Origin of the sequence: Nocardia sp. NRRL S-836, assembly GCF_001279525.1 — a bacterium.
Classification (GTDB): Bacteria; Actinomycetota; Actinomycetes; order Mycobacteriales; family Pseudonocardiaceae; genus Lentzea.
On the sequence record NZ_LGDY01000110.1, the window covers coordinates 1 to 15,227 of the forward strand.

Below are 15,227 nucleotides of genomic sequence, written 5' to 3' on the forward strand. Positions count from 1 at the left end.
CGAGCTCGACTCCCGCCGCGTGGAACGGATCCTGCGCAACCTGCTGGCGAACGCGATCGACCACGGCGAAGGCCAGCCGGTCGAGCTCACCATGCGCGGCAACGAGGACGCGGTCGCGATCACCGTGCGGGACCACGGCGTCGGCCTGCGGCAAGGTGAGGCGGAGCTGGTGTTCAGCCGGTTCTGGCGCGCCGACCCGTCGCGCAACCGGCGCACCGGCGGCACCGGCCTCGGCCTGTCGATCTCGCTGGAGGACGCGCGGCTGCACGGCGGCTGGCTGGAAGCGTGGGGCGAGCCCGGCCACGGCGCGGTGTTCCGGCTGACGTTGCCGCGCAGGCACGGCGAGGAGCTGCGGGAGAGCCCGCTGCCGCTGGCGCCCGCCATCGCGTCCCTCCCGGCCGCCGCCGTCGTGGAGACGCCGGTGGCGGACGAGCCCGAAGAGGTCGAGCTGACCCCTGAGGAGATCACCTGGCAGCCGGCGGAACCCGTCGACGGCGTGCCCGACGAGGTATCGGAGGAAGTGCGGTGAAGCGGCTGGCGCTGGTGTTCCTCGTGCTCCTGACGGTCACGGGCTGCGCCGCGATCCCGACCAACACCCAGCCGAAACCGATCGGCACCAAGGACAACAAGTCCTCGAACACGAACCAGGCGCCCGAGCCGCGGCGCGACCTGGACCCGTTCGAGCTGGTCCGCGACTTCATCGGCGCGACGTCCAACCCGGACCACAACTACGCGGCGGCGCGGGCCTACCTGACGCCGGAGGCCGACAAGAAGTGGGACACCAAGAGCCCCACGATCATCGAGACGGCGTTCTCGACCGTGCCGACCTCGCAGGCGCCGCAGGAGAAGACGCAGACGGTGCTGCTGCAGGGCCGCAACGTCGGCCGGTTGGGCGCCAACGACAACGCGTTCGTGCCGCAGCTCGGCGACTTCTCCACGCCGGTGAAGCTGGAGCGCAACAACGAGAACCAGTGGCGCATCTCCGAGCCGCCACCGGGCGTCTACATGCCGCAGAACGTGTTCAACAACAGCTACCGCCGGGTCGTGCTCTGGTTCTACAACCCGGAGTTCAGCGTGCTGGTGCCGGACCCGCGCTTCGTGATCGTGCCGGCGGCGACCGAAATCCCGACGCGGGTGACGGAGCTGCTGATCAAGGGCCCCGGTGACGCGCTGCGCGACACGCTGGTGTCGGCGCTGGGCCCGGACACCGACAAGTTCTCGAACACCAAGGAAGCCGACGACGGGGCGTTGGAGGTCAACCTCACCAAGGTCGGCAACGACCGCACCCCGGAGAAGAACAAGCAGATCGTCGCGCAGGTCGTGAAGTCGTTCCAGGGCGTCACGTCGTCGCGGATCCGGGTGCTGGTCGACGGCCAGCAGATCATGCCCGAGCAGCGCGACTACCGCCCGTCGGACGTGTCGGCGACCGCGGGGGAGGCGTTGCTGGCCTCGAACGTGAACCTGCCGGGGATGCTCGTGGTGGACGGCCGGCTGCGGTCGCTGAACGACGGCGTCGCGGTCAAGGGCCCGGCCGGTGACGGCACGTACAACGTCGCGAGCGCGGCCCAGTCGCTGGACGGCTCGCGGCTCGCCGTGGTGACGCGGGAGGCGTCGTCGATGCGGCTGCGCATCGGGGAGAACGAGCAGGCGCTGTCCGAAGTGGACCTGCCGGCGACGACCCTGACGCGCCCGACGTGGCAGCTGTCGAGCGGGCCGAAGGAGCCCGGCAAGGAAGTGTGGATCGTCGTCAACGGGAACTCGGTCGCGCGGGTGACCCGTTCGGACAACGGGAACTGGACCGCCAAGAGCGTCAACATCACCGACCTGGTGTCGTTCGGCACGATCAGCGAGCTGCGGCTGTCGCGGGACGGCACGCGCGCGGCCCTGGTCATCGCAGGGAAGCTCTACGTGGCCTCGGTGTCGCGCAACCAGCAGGACGTCGCGCTGAGGGCGCCACGGCCCGTTCAGCCGTCGTTGCTGGGCAACTCGGTGCTGTCGGTCGACTGGCTGTCGCAGGACATCGTGGTGGTGTCGTCGTCGCTGGCGACGCTGCCGGTCAGCAAGGTCTACATCGACGGCGCCAAGCTGGACAGGTACAGCCAGTCGAACCTCACCGGGCTCGTGGGCTCGGTGGCCGCGGGACCGTCGCGGTCCGTGCAGGTGATCGACAGCTCCGGGTTGTGGATGGCGACCGACATCACCGACGTGTGGCGGCCGAGCAGCATCCGCACCTCGGCCGGGTCGATGGTCTTCTACCCGGGCTGATCCCGCTCAGGGCCGCGTGAAGACCCCCGCCGTGGCCAGTGCGACCCGGTCGCGCGCGGCCGTCTCGTCGTCGGCGAACCGGTCGACGGCCCACGACAGCGCGAGCACCAGCTCGTACACCGCGCACGGCCCAGGCTTACGACGCCGTCGAGGACGGGACGATCGAGGTGCTGGCCGACGAGACCACGCGGGACCTGAAGGCGCGGCTCGGCACCAGGGCGGAGGAGCTGTACCCGTGGCTCGACGAGCAGCTCGCCGCGTTCGTGCCGTGATTCGTCCAGCCTTTGACCTGCGGTTTTCGTAGATCCACAAAATTGTCGGACCCCGTCGTCATGCTGGTCCACATGACTCTCGACCTGCTCGTGCCCTCGCGGTGTTCCGGCTGTGGACGGTCCGGCCCGGCGTGCTGTTCGTCGTGCCTGCGCGTGTTCGGGCCGCCGTCCAGGCTCTCCGTGCCCGGTGTGGGGCCGCCGGTGTGGGCGCTGGCGGCGTACGGCGGCGTAGCGCGTGAGCTCGTGCTCGCGTTCAAGGAGCGGGGCGCGCGAGCCCTGGCGGCGTGGTTCGGCGCGCTGGTGGCCGCGGCGCTGGTGTCGGTGGGGCCCGCGCCGTGGGTGCTGGTGCCGGCCCCGTCCCGTTCCGCCGCTGCTCGGGAACGCGGCGGTGACCACATGGTGAGAATCGCTCGTGCCGCCCAGATCGCCTCGGTGGCGCCGCTGCTGTCGTTCGCCGCCGGGGTGGCCGACTCCGTGGGGTTGGGTCCCGGCGCGCGCCGCCGGAACGTGGACGGGCGGATCTTGGTTTGTGGGCGGCCGCCGCCGGGAACCGTTGTGGTGCTGGACGACGTGGTCACAACGGGTGCGACGGCAGCTGCCTGTGTCCGAGCGCTGCGATCGTCCGGTGTGCGCGCGAAGGCGGTGCTGGCACTTACGTCAGCACGTCCGTGGGGTTGACGGTTCCGCTGGGACTTTCGGCACCGCCCACAAGGGTGAAGTTGGTGTCGACTAGTGGATCACCGGTTCGTCCTGGTTGGACACGAATCCCCAGGTCGTCGTCGCGAGCGCGGTCCTGTCCCAAGATCCGGAACTACGGAGTGGCACGTTTGCACCCCATCCGCGCAAGACCAGTGTTTCGTATCCGTGTCGTACCCCGTTCCGGCGCGCTGCCGATTGGTGTGGACCATTAGAGCCGTCCACGCCTCGGTGGCCGCCGCCCGCGGCGCCCGGTCTCGCTGACGCGCCCCTCGCCGGCCCTGTGCGGCCCGCTCCGGTTAACGATTATTCACATGTGGAGCTGACCAGCACGTATCGCTGGGAATGCATGGTTCACCGGGTGGCCGAGTAGATCACCGGCTTGTCTGCGAATGGGCGAAATCTGGTGTTGGGCCAGGCGTGACCGCCTCGTGATCGGTCAGCGAAACGGAACAGTTCAGTGAAAGAACTGTGGTTCGGGTCCATCCCAATGCGCGTCGGAGGCGTCGGAATCGATCTCTTGGAGGTTTCGGGAACATGACGTCCGGGTCGCCCGTTGGCTGGGTATGAGGCCGCGACTGGAACCGTTCGACGCAGTGACGCTGCCGTCGAGTGCTGGTCGCGCGCTGCTCCGTACGGGTGAGCGAAGTGCCGGAGAACAGTGCTCGTGCCACGCTCGGAACACGAGCTGTGGCGGTGTGTCGTCGCGCTGTGTAGTCGCCAAAAAATCTGCCGGTTCGCCCGGCAAGGGGGCTTACGCGACGGTGAATCCCAAGCTAACGTGCACCGCTATCAGCGTTCCCGGCCCGCGGGGAGGAGGCGAACAGCCCATGACCCTGGCGCCGTGAGACCCGCGGAGGACGACCCTCTGCGACACATCCGCGATCCAAGATCGCCACGGCGCCCGAGAACCAGTCCAGCCAAAGCTCGCAGCAAAGCGAGGGAGGTCGTGTATGGACATCGTCGTTAAGGGCCGCAACGTCGAGGTGCCCGATCACTACAGGGTTCACGTCGCCGAAAAGCTGGCCCGGCTTGAGCGCTACGACCGCAAGGTCATCCGCTTCGACGTGGAACTTTTCCACGAACCGAACCGCCGCCAGTCGAAGAACTGCCAGCGGGTCGAAATCACCGGCAAGGGACGTGGACCGGTGGTCCGTTCCGAAGCCTGCGCGGGTGACTTCTACGCCGCGCTCGACGCGGCGGTCGCGAAGCTCGAGAACCGCCTGCGTCGCTCGCACGACCGCAGGCGCGTCCACCACGGGGCACGCGCCCCGATCTCGGTGGCGGAAGCGACAAGCGGACTGGCATCCGCGACTGACCAGAACGGTCAGGTGATGACGTCGCGCCGCGCGAAGACCGCGGTGCTCGACGCACCCGAGGCCGACTACGAGGGCATGGCGGAAGTGCCCGCGCAGCGGTGGGACGACGGCCTCGAGGACCAGTTGCCCGGACGCGTGGTGCGCGAGAAGGAGCACGCCGCCAAACCCATGACCGTCGACCAGGCCCTCTACGAGATGGAACTGGTCGGACACGACTTCTACCTGTTCGCCGACGCCGACAGCGGACGCCCGAGCGTCGTCTACCGCCGGAAGGGATTCGACTACGGCGTGATCAGGCTGGCCTGACGCGGTAACCCACACCCATCCTTCGACCGCCGCCGCCCTCGCACCCCTCGCGTGTGAGGGCGGCGGTGTGCGGTTCGGGGGCCTGGGTCCGTCCGTTTGCGTGTCGCCTTGGCAGCGTGGTCTTGCAGGCAGGAACGACGTTCGGGGTTCATCGCCGCTTCGCGACGATCGCGATTGGGGCTTGACTTCGAGCCTCTTGCGGGGCGATGAGTCGGCCTTCAAAAGCCGGGCTGAGAAGAGCCCGGCCGATCCGGAACCAGGGTATCGCCCCGCCCTCGAAGTCAAGCCCCAATCGCAGGTCAAAGGGCTTGTCACCGCTACCCGTCGAGGGAAGGTGGAGACGTCTCGCTTCGCTCGACAGCCGCGAACTGCCTGAGGCGGAGGGAGAGTCGTCTCGCTCCGCTCGACGGGCGTGTTCGCCCCTGGCATCGGGCCGATCCGACTCGCTTCGCTCGACGGCGTGACCGTGCTCGGGACCAGGTCGGTGCGGCTTGCTTCCTTCGATGGGCGTGACCCGTGCCGCCAAGGTGGTCACCCCGCTCGACTGGCGTTGCCGGAGTGCGAGGCGCCAGAAAGTGTCAGACCTGCTCGGTACGTTGGGTCGCGGGGGAGCCAACTGACGAGGGGACCCCTGCGCGAGCCTGCGGACGAATCGGAGACGGGTGCGTGGCCGCCGCTTCGCGGCAGCGCTCCGCCAGCCCGCGCCAACAGCCCGGCAGCCGGTATGCAGGCCCTGCCCGGCAGCCAAGTTCGCGCGGCGGCGGCCAGCCGAGCTCCACAGCGCACACCAGCAACCGCACGCCAGCGTCCCGCCCCGCCCACCAGCTCCCGGCCTCGCCTGGCGCTCACTTCGGCAGCGCGCGACCGGCCTGGTCTCGCGCCCGGCTGAGTCCGACCTGGCTGAGTCCGGCGTCTGGCCTTGACTGGGCGGCGCACCCCAGCGGTTCGTTTCCCGCAGCGCTGTTCGGCACCCCGGCGCCGCCGGGCCGCTGTCGAGCGGCTTCCCACCGGCTGAGCCGTCGCCTCGCCCGCAGTCCGGTCTGGCCGAGTCCGGCCCTGGCGTTGCCTGGCAGCGCACCCAGCAGTCCGTCCCAGCAGGCCCGCCCAGCACGTCGGCCTCACCCGGCCGCCCTCCAGTGGCCTCGCCACCGGCCAGCCCTCGCCCGCTCGGCAGCTCCGCCCCGCAACCCAGCCCGGCCATCCGCCCCTCAGCTCCGCCCGACGGCCCGAGCCCCGGCCTCCCGCCCCACAACCCAGCGCGCCCCCCGGACGGCCACGAAACGGCTTGTCAACCGCCTCCCGTTCACCGTCAAGGTGAACTTCTCCCGACCAGGAACCTTTACGCGGTCCTCATGCGTTCACCTCACCAGTAGCCGAGGTGGGGGCACCGGCGACAGGTGGGTCCGCGGAAGATCGTGGAAACGGCACCTGACCTGCATATACCAGGTCCGGTGCAGGAATCCGCCTGTGTCTGTGCACACATCTTGGCGACTTGCCTACGATGGGCAGGGGAAAGGCGTCCGACGTGGGCGCGCCGCGATACAGGTGATGAGGTCTATCCAGATGGTGCTGTCCCGACTGCTCCGCGCCGGCGAGGGCAAGATGCTCAAGCGCCTCCGCAACATCGCAGCACACATCAACCAGCTCGAAGACGAGGTGGTGGACCTTTCCGACGCTGAGCTGCGTGCGAAGACGGAGGAGTTCAAGAAGCGCTACGCCGAGGGCGAGTCGCTCGACGAGCTGCTGCCGGAGGCGTTCGCCGTGGCCCGCGAGGCGGCCAAGCGCACCCTCGGTCAGCGGCCCTACGACGTGCAGCTCATGGGTGGCGCGGCGCTGCACCTCGGGCAGATCTCCGAGATGCGCACCGGTGAGGGCAAGACGCTCACGAGTGTCATGCCGGTCTACCTCAACGCCATCGCCGGCAAGGGCGTTCACGTCATCACCACGAACGACTACCTCGCCAAGCGCGACGCGGACTGGATGGGACGTGTCCACCGGTTCCTCGGGCTCACGGTCGGGGCGATCCTGTCCGAGATGACGCCGGAGCAGCGGCGCGCGGCGTACAACGCGGACATCACGTACGGCACGAACAACGAGTTCGGCTTCGACTACCTGCGCGACAACATGGCGTGGAGCCTGGACGAGTGCGTGCAGCGCGGGCACTACTACGCGATCGTCGACGAGGTCGACTCGATCCTGATCGACGAGGCGCGCACGCCGTTGATCATCAGTGGTCCCGCCGAGCAGAGTGCCCGGTGGTACGTCGAGTTCGCGCGGATGTCGCCGTTGATGAAGCGCGACGTGCACTACGAGGTCGACGAGCGCAAGCGCACGGTCGGTGTGTCGGAGCAGGGTGTCGCGTTCATCGAGGACCAGCTGGGCATCGACAACCTGTACGAGGCGGCGAACACGCCGTTGGTGGGCTACCTGAACAACGCCCTCAAGGCGAAGGAGCTCTACACCAAGGACAAGGACTACATCGTCCGCAACGGTGAAGTCATGATCGTCGACGAGTTCACGGGTCGTGTGCTCGCCGGGCGGCGCTACAACGAGGGCATGCACCAGGCCATCGAGGCCAAGGAGGGTGTGGAGATCAAGGCGGAGAACCAGACGCTCGCCACGATCACCCTCCAGAACTACTTCCGCCTCTACGAGAAGCTCGGTGGCATGACCGGTACCGCCGAGACCGAGGCGGCCGAGTTCCACCAGACCTACAAGCTGGGCGTCGTGCCGATCCCGACGAACCGGCCGCCGCAGCGCAAGGACCAGCCCGACCTCGTCTACAAGAGCGAGGAGGCGAAGTTCGAGGCCGTCGCCGAGGACATCGCCGAGAAGCACGCGAAGGGCCAGCCGGTCCTGATCGGCACGACGAGCGTCGAGCGCTCCGAGTACCTGTCGAAGCTGTTGGTGCGCAAGGGCATTCCGCACGAGGTCCTGAACGCGAAGCACCACGACCGCGAGGCGCTGATCATCGCGAAGGCCGGTCGCAAGGGTGCCGTCACGGTCGCGACGAACATGGCCGGCCGTGGTACCGACATCGTGCTGGGCGGCAACCCGGACATCATCGCCGACCACGAGCTGCGCGACCGCGGCCTCGACCCGGTGACCACGCCGGAGGAGTACGAGGCCGCGTGGGCCAAGGTCGTCGAGGAGCTGACGATCCAGGGCAAGGCCGAGGCGGACGAGGTGCGGGAGGCCGGTGGTCTCTACGTGCTCGGCACCGAGCGCCACGAGTCGCGCCGCATCGACAACCAGCTGCGCGGCCGCACCGGTCGTCAGGGCGACCCCGGTGAGTCCCGGTTCTACCTGTCGCTGCAGGACGAGCTGATGCGCCGGTTCAACGCGTCGATGGTCGAGATGGTCATGACGCGCCTGAACGTGCCGGACGACGTGCCGATCGAGCACAAGATGGTGACCAGGGCGATCCGCAGCGCGCAGGTCCAGGTCGAGCAGCAGAACTTCGAGATCCGCAAGAACGTTCTGAAGTACGACGAGGTCATGAACCGCCAGCGCACGGTGATCTACGCCGAGCGCCGCCGCGTCCTCGAGGGCGAAGACCTGAAGGAACAGGTCGAGCACATGATCGAGAGCGTGGTCGAGGAGTACGTCAACGGCGCCACGGCCGACGGCTACGCCGAGGACTGGGACTTCGAGAAGCTGTGGACGGCGCTCAAGACGCTGTACCCGGTGAGCCTCGACGCGGACCAGCTCCTCGAGTCCGATGAGGACATCAGCCGCGAGTACCTGCGCGAGGTGCTCGTCGAGGACGCGCGGAAGGCCTACCGCGAGCGCGAGGCCGAGATCGACAGCCGCGTCGGTGAGGGCGCGATGCGCGAGCTGGAGCGGCGCGTGCTGCTGTCGGTCCTGGACCGCAAGTGGCGCGAGCACCTCTACGAGATGGACTACTTGAAGGAGGGCATCGGCCTGCGCGCGATGGCGCAGCGCGACCCCCTCATCGAGTACCAGCGCGAGGGCTTCGACATGTTCAACGCGATGCTCGACGCGTTGAAGGAGGAGATCGTCGGCTTCCTGTTCAACCTGCAGGTCGAGGCCGCCGACCCGGAGCCCCAGCCGGAGCCCGAGGTCCCGGTCCTGCTCAGCCAGGCCCCGCAGGCGCTGCCGCCGACGGGCGCACGGGCGCGTGCCCGTGCCGCGGCGGCCGCCCAGCAGCAGGCGCAGCAGCAGACGGCGGCCCCGGCCGGCCCGGCGATGGCGCAGCTGGCCAGCGGCAACGCGATCCCGCCCGCCCTGCGTGGCAAGGGTCTCGGCGGCCCCGGTGAGCAGCACCTGAGCTACAGCGGCCCGGCCGAGGACGGCGGCGTCGAGCAGCACGCCGACAACAACGGCGGCTCGCAGAGCGGCACCCGCAAGGAGCGCCGCGAGGCGGCCCGCCAGGCCGCGAAGGGCAACCGCCGCAAGCGCTAGCAGCCAACGGCCACACAGGGGCCCCGCGCTTCCCACCAGGGGAACGCGGGGCCCTTGCGTGTACCCAGGGGGAACGCGGGGCCCCGCGTGACATTTGCAGGCGACGCCGGGCCCAGGGGCATCAGAACCGAACGCGGGCCCCTACATGGCCTCCGGAAGGCACGTGGGACCCCCGCGTGGCCCTGGAGGGCACGCGATCCGCGGAAGCGGGGGAGGGGTTACTCCAGCACTGTGAACGTGGTCAGCAGCCAGCGGGCGTTGCGGTGTTCGGCGCGTGCGGCCACGGCGAGGGCGCGGTTGTCCCGCAGCACCGTCGCCGAGATCTCGGCGGCGAAGCGGGACGGGTGGCAGACGCGGGGCGGGCGCAGCAGGCGGGTGGACCGCACGCGCACCGACCGGGCCAGGCGGTCGGCCAGGCGGGGCAGGGCGAGCTGCTGCAGCGAACGGCCGGGGCGGCGGCCGTCGAGCACCTCCAGGACGGCTCGGACGAGCCTGGCGGCGTCCAGGGGCGGCGAGGGCGGTTCGGGTGGAGGTGTCCACGGCGGGCGCGTGCGGGGGTGTGGCACGAAAGCCGCCCCGGCGGGCGGCTCGTAGGTGGGCAGGCGGCGAACGACTGGGGGCATGTCGAAACCGGCGACACACCCCGCTGATCAGGACACCGTCCACCCGAAAGTGTGGGTAGTACGGTCCTGACCATGCTCAAGGCCCTGGTGCTGGACTACGGCGGCGTGCTGACCGACCCCGGCGAGGACAACCCGCCGGAACCGCCGTTGCTCACCGCGCTGCGCAAGGCCAGGCAGCAGGGCGTCAAGACCGCGCTGCTGTCCAACGCCGACGGCTGGTGGCACCCGCCGGCGCAGTGGCACGGGCTCTTCGACGCCACCGTCATCTCCGGCGAGGTGGGGCTGGCCAAGCCGGACGTCGAGATCTACCTGCTCACGGCCGCGAAGCTCAATCTCGAACCGGCCGAGTGCGTCTTCGTCGACGACCTCGCCGTCAACGTCCGCGGCGCCGCCGAGGCGGGCATGGTCGGCGTCCACCATCGGTCCACCCGGTCCACCCTCGAGGAGCTGGAGATCCTGCTAGCGATCGCGCTGCGCGATTGAGCTTCACCCCGAGGCGTAATTGCCGGTCATTCCGCTCGGCCACTAAATTCGGCGCGGAGCAGGTTCCGCGCGTCTTTAGGGGAGTCAATGCGAAGAAATGCCGCTTGTGTTGCGATTGCCGTTGCCGCCATCGCGGCGATGACATCACCGGCACAGGCACACGAGCGCGGCTGCTCCGAGGACTACCCGCGGGGCGGCCACAGCGTCGAGGTCTTCTGCGACGACGGCAGGCCGGGCAACTTCCGCGCCGTCGCCCACTGCCGCACCGCGCTGTCCAGCTGGGACGTCTCCGGCTCGATCGGGCGCGTGCGCGGCCGGTCGTCGGTCGCCGTCTGCGAGGCGCTGGTCGGCCCGACCTGGGTCGAGGGCTACCACGTGGACTGGCTGTGATCCGCCCGCCCGACGAGCTACACCTGGGCGCGCCGCACCAGTTCGAAACAGAGCACGGCCGCCGCTGACGCGACGTTCAGCGATTCCACACCGGCGGCCATCGGAATCGAGAGCCACGACGTGATGTGCGGCCGCACGTCGTCGGTGATTCCGAACGTTTCGCTGCCCAGCACGAAGGCCGCGCGTTCACCGAATTCGGCCGAATAAATCGTGTCGGAAGCGTGCGAGTCCAGCGCGTGCAACGGGAAACCGGAGGCGCGCAACAGGGCGGAGGCCTCCGCCGCGGTGGCGCAGCGCAGGACGGGCGCCCGGAAAGCCACCCCGGCGGAGGCCTTCACCACGAGCGGGTCGATCGAGGCGACGCCGCGGCGCGGCACCACGATGCCGTCGATGCCCGCGGCCGTCGCGGTCCGCAGGATCATGCCGACGTTCGCCGGCGTGGTGATGCCGTCCAGCACCAGCACGGACCGCAGGTCGTCCTCTTCCAGCGCCAGCGCCAGCGGCTTCATCCGCGGCGCCACGACGTCCGCGAGCACACCCTGGTCCTGCTTGCCGTTGCCCGCCAGCACCTTCACCCGCTGCGCGGTCGCGCGCTGCACCTCGACGCCACGGGACCGGGCCGCGTCCAGGATCTCGCGCGCCGCCGGGCCGCGGGCGGTGTCGGCGAGCACCACCTTGTCCACCGACAGCGCCGGGTCGTCCAGCGCTTCCAGCACTGGCTTGCGGCCGTAGACGGTGACGAAGCGGTCCTTGGGCGAGATTTCCACGCCGATGAGGGTGCCAGACGGGGTCACGGGCCCCCGCACGCCCGGCTCGAACGGGTGAAGTGCCCGAGTAGAGCCGTTCGGCCCTTGTGCTTTGGATCATATGCATGATGATCGTCACATGACGGCAGGTATGCGCAGCGTCGCGCAACGTCAACACCTCGCGAGCGGCCAGGACTCGGACGTGTTCATCCGGTCCGACGGGCTTCTCGTCAAACGCACGCGCACGGGCCGTGACCTGCGGCGCGAGGCCGAGATGATGTCGTACCTGAGCGGTCACGGCATCCCCGTCCCGCGGGTGCACGAGGCGACGGCGGACGAGCTCGTCATGCAGTACGTGCCCGGTCCGCGGATGTCCGAGGAGATCGGCCGCAGGCCGTGGCTCGCGGGCCCGCTCGGCCGCGAGCTGGCCGGCCTGCACCGGCGCTTGGACGCGGTCCAAGCCCCCTGTTTCCTCACCGGCGACGGCGACCTGCTGCACCTCGACCTGCACCCCGGCAACGTCGTGCTCGGCCCCGAGGGACCGGTCGTGCTGGACTGGGCGTGCGCGACGAGGGGCGACCGGCGGCTCGACGTGGCGCTCAGCTGGGTGTCGCTCGCGGTGGCCAGGCTGACGACCGCCCGCAGGCTCACGCGGTGGAGCTTCCTCAGGTCGTTCATGGCGAACGTGGACCCGAGGGCGCGCGAGGCGATCCCGGAGGCCGCGCGCATCCGGCTGGAGCGCCACGACCGCGATCCGCGGGAACGTGCGGCCCTGGAAAAGCTCATGGCCGTCAACCGGCCCTAGCGCGGCATTAGGCTGGCGGGCATGCCGGACCGACTGTCAGCGCTGGACGCCTCGTTCCTGTACCTGGAGGACTCCACGACGCCGATGCACGTCGGTGGTGTGGCGGTGTTCCGCAGGCCCAAGGCGGGCTTCGACTACGACAAGCTCGTCGACCTCATCGAGCAGCGGCTGAGCCTCGTGCCGCGCTACCGGCAGAAGGTCGTGCAGGTCCCCGGCCGCATCGCGCGGCCCGTGTGGGTGGACGACCCGGACTTCGACGTCACCTACCACGTGCGGCGCTCCGCTCTGCCCAAGCCGGGCAGCGAGAAGCAGCTGCACGACCTGGTGGCGCGGCTGATGTCACGGCCGCTGGACCACTCGCGGCCGCTGTGGGAGATCTACCTGGTCGAGGGTCTCGCGAAGAACCAGACCGCGGTGATCACGAAGACGCACCAGGCCATGGTCGACGGCATCGCGTCGCTGGAGATCGGTCAGGTCATGCTCGACGTGTCGCCGTCGCCGCGCACGAACGTCGAGAACCTCTGGATGCCGCAGCCGGAGCCCAGCTCGCTGCAGCTGGTGGCGGACGCGCTCACCGAGGTCGTGCACCGGCCCGGTGAGCTGGTGGAGAACGTCCGCAGCGCCGCGATGGACACCGTCGCCACGGTCGGGAAGGTCGTGAACGCCGTCGGCGTCGTGGCCGCCGCCGTCCGCACCGCCGCGACCCCCGCGCCCGGCAGCCCGTTGAACGTGCGCATCATGTCGCCGCAGCGCCGGTTCGCCGTGGCGCGCGCACGGCTCGACGACCTGCGCACCATCCGCAAGGCGCACGGCGGCACGGTCAACGACGTGGTGCTGGCGGCGTTGGCGGGGGCGATGCGGAACTGGCTGCTCAGCCGCGGCGAGAACGTCACCGGGAGCACCTCGATCCGCGCGATGACGCCGATGTCGGTGCGCGACACCGATCCCGAGTCCGGCAACAACGTCTCCGCGTACCTGGTGGACCTGCCGGTGGGCGAGCCGAACCCGGTCGTGCGGCTGCACCACGTGAGCCACGCGACCCGCGCGCACAAGGAGTCCGGCCAGTCCGTGGCCGCCGACGCGCTGGTCAAGGTCTCCGGCTTCGCGCCGCCGACCCTGCACGCGCTCGGTGCGCGGGCGGCCAGCTCGTTCAGCCGCCGGCTGTTCAACGTGATGGTCACCAACGTTCCCGGCCCGCAGGTGCCGCTGTACGCCGCGGGCGCGAGAATGACCGAGATCTTTCCGGTCGTGCCGCTCGCCAAGAACCAGGCGCTGGCCATCGGGGTGACGTCGTACGACGGCGGTGTTTACTTCGGGCTGAACGGTGACCGCGACGCCATGTCCGATGTGGACGTTCTGGCGAGCATGGTCGAGGAGTCGGTGGAGGAACTGATGGGGACGGCGAGCGCGTGATGAGGGTCTACATCCCGGCAACGGTGGCCATGCTGCGCACCTTCGTCGACACCGGCGAGCTCACTCCGCTGGGCGGCACGGCGTTCGCGCTGACGCCGGCGCTGCGCGAGTCCTACGCCGCCGGCGACACCGAGGAGCTGGAGTACGCCGCGATGCTCGACGCGGCCCGCGCCTCGCTGCGGCTGCTGGCCGCCGACGAGAAGTCGGAACCGCGCCGCGCGGTCGTCGCGGTGGACGCGGACGACGTGACGCTGCGGCCCGACCTCGACTTCTCGGTGGTGAAGGTCGCGGGTTCGTTCACGTTGAAGGACGTCGCGTCCGTGCACCTCGACACGGCCGAGGCGGAGGACGACGTGCGTGCCGCGGCCGAGGTCGTGGACGCCGCCGACCTGGGCGACCCGGACGCGGAGTTCACGCTGGGCAGCGCCGAGGACCACGAGCTGGCCTGGTACGCGGCGCAGGAGCTGGCCTTCGTGCTGGAACTCATGTGACACAGGTCACCTCCGGCTGATGTCGAGGTGCCGCGACCGGCTCCGTCCCCCGGTTGTCCGACACCGGAGAGACGGAGCCAGAGCCATGCGGCAGCACGAGATCGACGAGGTCCTGAACCACCCGCTCAGCCAGGAGCTGCTCGCCCGCGACATCGCCCGGCTGGCGTTCGTCGCGCAGGACGGCACACCCCGCAACATCCCGGTCGGGTTCTGCTGGAACGGCGCGGAGCTCGTCGTGTGCACCTCGAAGAACGCCCGCAAGCTCGCCATGCTGGCGGCGAACCCGGCCGTCGCGTTCACGATCGACACCGAGGGCTTCCCGCCGAAGATCCTGTCCGTGCGGGGCAACGTCGAGCTGGACCCCGTGGACGACATCCCGGAGGAGTACCTCCAGGTCGCCAAGACCATGTCGATGACGCCGGAGCAGCGCGCCGAGTGGGAGGTCAACGTGCGGTCGCTCTACAGCGACGGCATGGTCCGCATCGTGCTCAGGCCGGCCTGGGTCAAGCTGACCGACTTCGAGACCACGTTGCCCGACAACGTCGCCGAGCTCGTGCAACGCCAGGCCGCCGCGCAGGGAGCCTGAAGCTCACATGCCCGTCGCGGGTTCCCAGAGCTCGATGCGGTTGCCCTCGGGGTCCACGCACCAGCCGAACCGGCCGAACTCCGAGTCCTCGGTCTCCGGCAGCACCTCGACCCCGCGGGCCCGCAGCTTCGACATCAACGACACCAGGTCGTCCACGCGCAGGTTCAGCATGGTGCGCTGGTGCGGTTCGCCGATGTAGTCGGTGTCCTGCGCGAACAACGCCATGGTGGTGGTGCCGGGGTACTCCGACGTGGCGGTGTCGAGCCAGTGGAACGTGACGGTGCCGCGTTCGCTCATCGGCACACCGAGGTTGTCGCGGTACCAGGCCGCCAGGCGCACGGGGTCCCTGGAACGCAGGAAGACCCCGCCGATGCCAGTCACCCGCGCCACCCGACGGACCCTACTAC

The 15,227-nt window shown here is 69.7% G+C and carries 14 protein-coding genes; 11 read left to right on the forward strand and 3 right to left on the reverse strand.

Annotation, left to right across the window (positions count from 1 at the left end; genetic code table 11):
- The 5 genes from ADL03_RS26315 to secA all read left to right on the forward strand — a co-directional run.
- Positions 1 to 529, forward strand: a 529-nt coding sequence (locus ADL03_RS26315) for an ATP-binding protein (protein WP_197288670.1), incomplete at its 5' end; no start/stop codon positions are given.
- Positions 526 to 2,265, forward strand: a complete 1,740-nt coding sequence (locus ADL03_RS26320) for an LpqB family beta-propeller domain-containing protein (RefSeq protein WP_053736232.1) — start codon at positions 526 to 528, stop codon at positions 2,263 to 2,265. The genes ADL03_RS26315 and ADL03_RS26320, both read left to right, overlap by 4 nt.
- A gap of 344 nt (positions 2,266 to 2,609) precedes the next feature.
- Positions 2,610 to 3,215: a ComF family protein gene (locus ADL03_RS26325; RefSeq protein ID WP_053736291.1), complete on the forward strand. Its 606-nt coding sequence runs from the start codon at positions 2,610 to 2,612 to the stop codon at positions 3,213 to 3,215.
- 971 nt (positions 3,216 to 4,186) lie between these two features.
- Entirely contained in the window at positions 4,187 to 4,858 is a 672-nt protein-coding gene (hpf, locus tag ADL03_RS26330) for a ribosome hibernation-promoting factor, HPF/YfiA family (RefSeq protein WP_053736233.1), read from the forward strand.
- A 1,566-nt stretch (positions 4,859 to 6,424) separates the two neighbouring features.
- The gene (gene secA, locus ADL03_RS26335; protein WP_197288676.1) at positions 6,425 to 9,283 is read left to right on the forward strand and encodes a preprotein translocase subunit SecA; all 2,859 of its coding nucleotides are present in this window, start codon (positions 6,425 to 6,427) and stop codon (positions 9,281 to 9,283) included.
- Positions 9,284 to 9,501: 218 nt separating this feature from the next.
- Here secA and ADL03_RS47385 read toward each other — a convergent pair whose 3' ends face one another.
- Complete coding sequence (locus ADL03_RS47385) at positions 9,502 to 9,906, reverse strand: Rv3235 family protein (protein ID WP_157529247.1); 405 nt, start codon at positions 9,904 to 9,906, stop codon at positions 9,502 to 9,504.
- 72 nt (positions 9,907 to 9,978) lie between these two features.
- On the opposite strand from ADL03_RS47385, the gene ADL03_RS26345 reads away from it, so the two are divergent.
- Entirely contained in the window at positions 9,979 to 10,389 is a 411-nt protein-coding gene (locus ADL03_RS26345) for an HAD-IA family hydrolase (RefSeq protein WP_053736236.1), read from the forward strand.
- Positions 10,390 to 10,527: 138 nt separating this feature from the next.
- Positions 10,528 to 10,779, forward strand: a complete 252-nt coding sequence (locus ADL03_RS26350) for a hypothetical protein (RefSeq protein WP_053736237.1) — start codon at positions 10,528 to 10,530, stop codon at positions 10,777 to 10,779.
- Between the two features lie 17 nt (positions 10,780 to 10,796).
- Here the strand turns inward: ADL03_RS26350 and ADL03_RS26355 are convergent, their stop codons facing one another.
- A complete protein-coding gene (locus ADL03_RS26355; RefSeq protein WP_157529249.1) occupies positions 10,797 to 11,546 on the reverse strand; it encodes an RNA methyltransferase in 750 nt (249 codons plus the stop codon).
- 118 nt (positions 11,547 to 11,664) lie between these two features.
- Here ADL03_RS26355 and ADL03_RS26360 point away from each other — a divergent pair, with 118 nt between their 5' ends.
- The 4 genes from ADL03_RS26360 to ADL03_RS26375 all read left to right on the forward strand — a co-directional run bounded on the left by ADL03_RS26360 (position 11,665) and on the right by ADL03_RS26375 (position 14,820).
- A complete protein-coding gene (locus ADL03_RS26360) occupies positions 11,665 to 12,330 on the forward strand; it encodes a phosphotransferase (RefSeq protein WP_053736238.1) in 666 nt (221 codons plus the stop codon).
- A gap of 21 nt (positions 12,331 to 12,351) precedes the next feature.
- Positions 12,352 to 13,743: a wax ester/triacylglycerol synthase family O-acyltransferase gene (locus ADL03_RS26365; protein WP_053736239.1), complete on the forward strand. Its 1,392-nt coding sequence runs from the start codon at positions 12,352 to 12,354 to the stop codon at positions 13,741 to 13,743.
- Positions 13,743 to 14,234, forward strand: coding sequence for a hypothetical protein (locus ADL03_RS26370; RefSeq protein WP_053736240.1), 492 nt, complete (start codon positions 13,743 to 13,745; stop codon positions 14,232 to 14,234). Before ADL03_RS26365 ends, ADL03_RS26370 begins: the two co-directional genes overlap by 1 nt.
- A gap of 85 nt (positions 14,235 to 14,319) precedes the next feature.
- A complete protein-coding gene (locus tag ADL03_RS26375; RefSeq protein ID WP_053736241.1) occupies positions 14,320 to 14,820 on the forward strand; it encodes a pyridoxamine 5'-phosphate oxidase family protein in 501 nt (166 codons plus the stop codon).
- A 3-nt stretch (positions 14,821 to 14,823) separates the two neighbouring features.
- On the opposite strand, the gene ADL03_RS26380 is transcribed toward ADL03_RS26375, so the two are convergent.
- Positions 14,824 to 15,210 carry a VOC family protein gene (locus ADL03_RS26380; protein ID WP_053736242.1) on the reverse strand — a complete coding sequence of 129 codons (387 nt, stop codon included), beginning with the start codon at positions 15,208 to 15,210 and terminating at the stop codon, positions 14,824 to 14,826.
- Between the last annotated feature and the right edge of the window lie 17 nt (positions 15,211 to 15,227).

Coding starts and splice junctions, on each gene's coding strand:
- ADL03_RS26325 (WP_053736291.1), top strand. CDS start 2,610: ATGACTCTCGACCTGCTCGTGCCCTCGCGGTGTTCCGGCTGTGGACGG.
- ADL03_RS26370 (WP_053736240.1), top strand. CDS start 13,743: ATGAGGGTCTACATCCCGGCAACGGTGGCCATGCTGCGCACCTTCGTC.
- ADL03_RS26360 (WP_053736238.1), top strand. CDS start 11,665: ATGACGGCAGGTATGCGCAGCGTCGCGCAACGTCAACACCTCGCGAGC.
- hpf (WP_053736233.1), top strand. CDS start 4,187: ATGGACATCGTCGTTAAGGGCCGCAACGTCGAGGTGCCCGATCACTAC.
- ADL03_RS26375 (WP_053736241.1), top strand. CDS start 14,320: ATGCGGCAGCACGAGATCGACGAGGTCCTGAACCACCCGCTCAGCCAG.
- ADL03_RS47385 (WP_157529247.1), bottom strand. CDS start 9,906: ATGCCCCCAGTCGTTCGCCGCCTGCCCACCTACGAGCCGCCCGCCGGG.
- ADL03_RS26350 (WP_053736237.1), top strand. CDS start 10,528: ATGACATCACCGGCACAGGCACACGAGCGCGGCTGCTCCGAGGACTAC.
- ADL03_RS26365 (WP_053736239.1), top strand. CDS start 12,352: ATGCCGGACCGACTGTCAGCGCTGGACGCCTCGTTCCTGTACCTGGAG.
- ADL03_RS26345 (WP_053736236.1), top strand. CDS start 9,979: ATGCTCAAGGCCCTGGTGCTGGACTACGGCGGCGTGCTGACCGACCCC.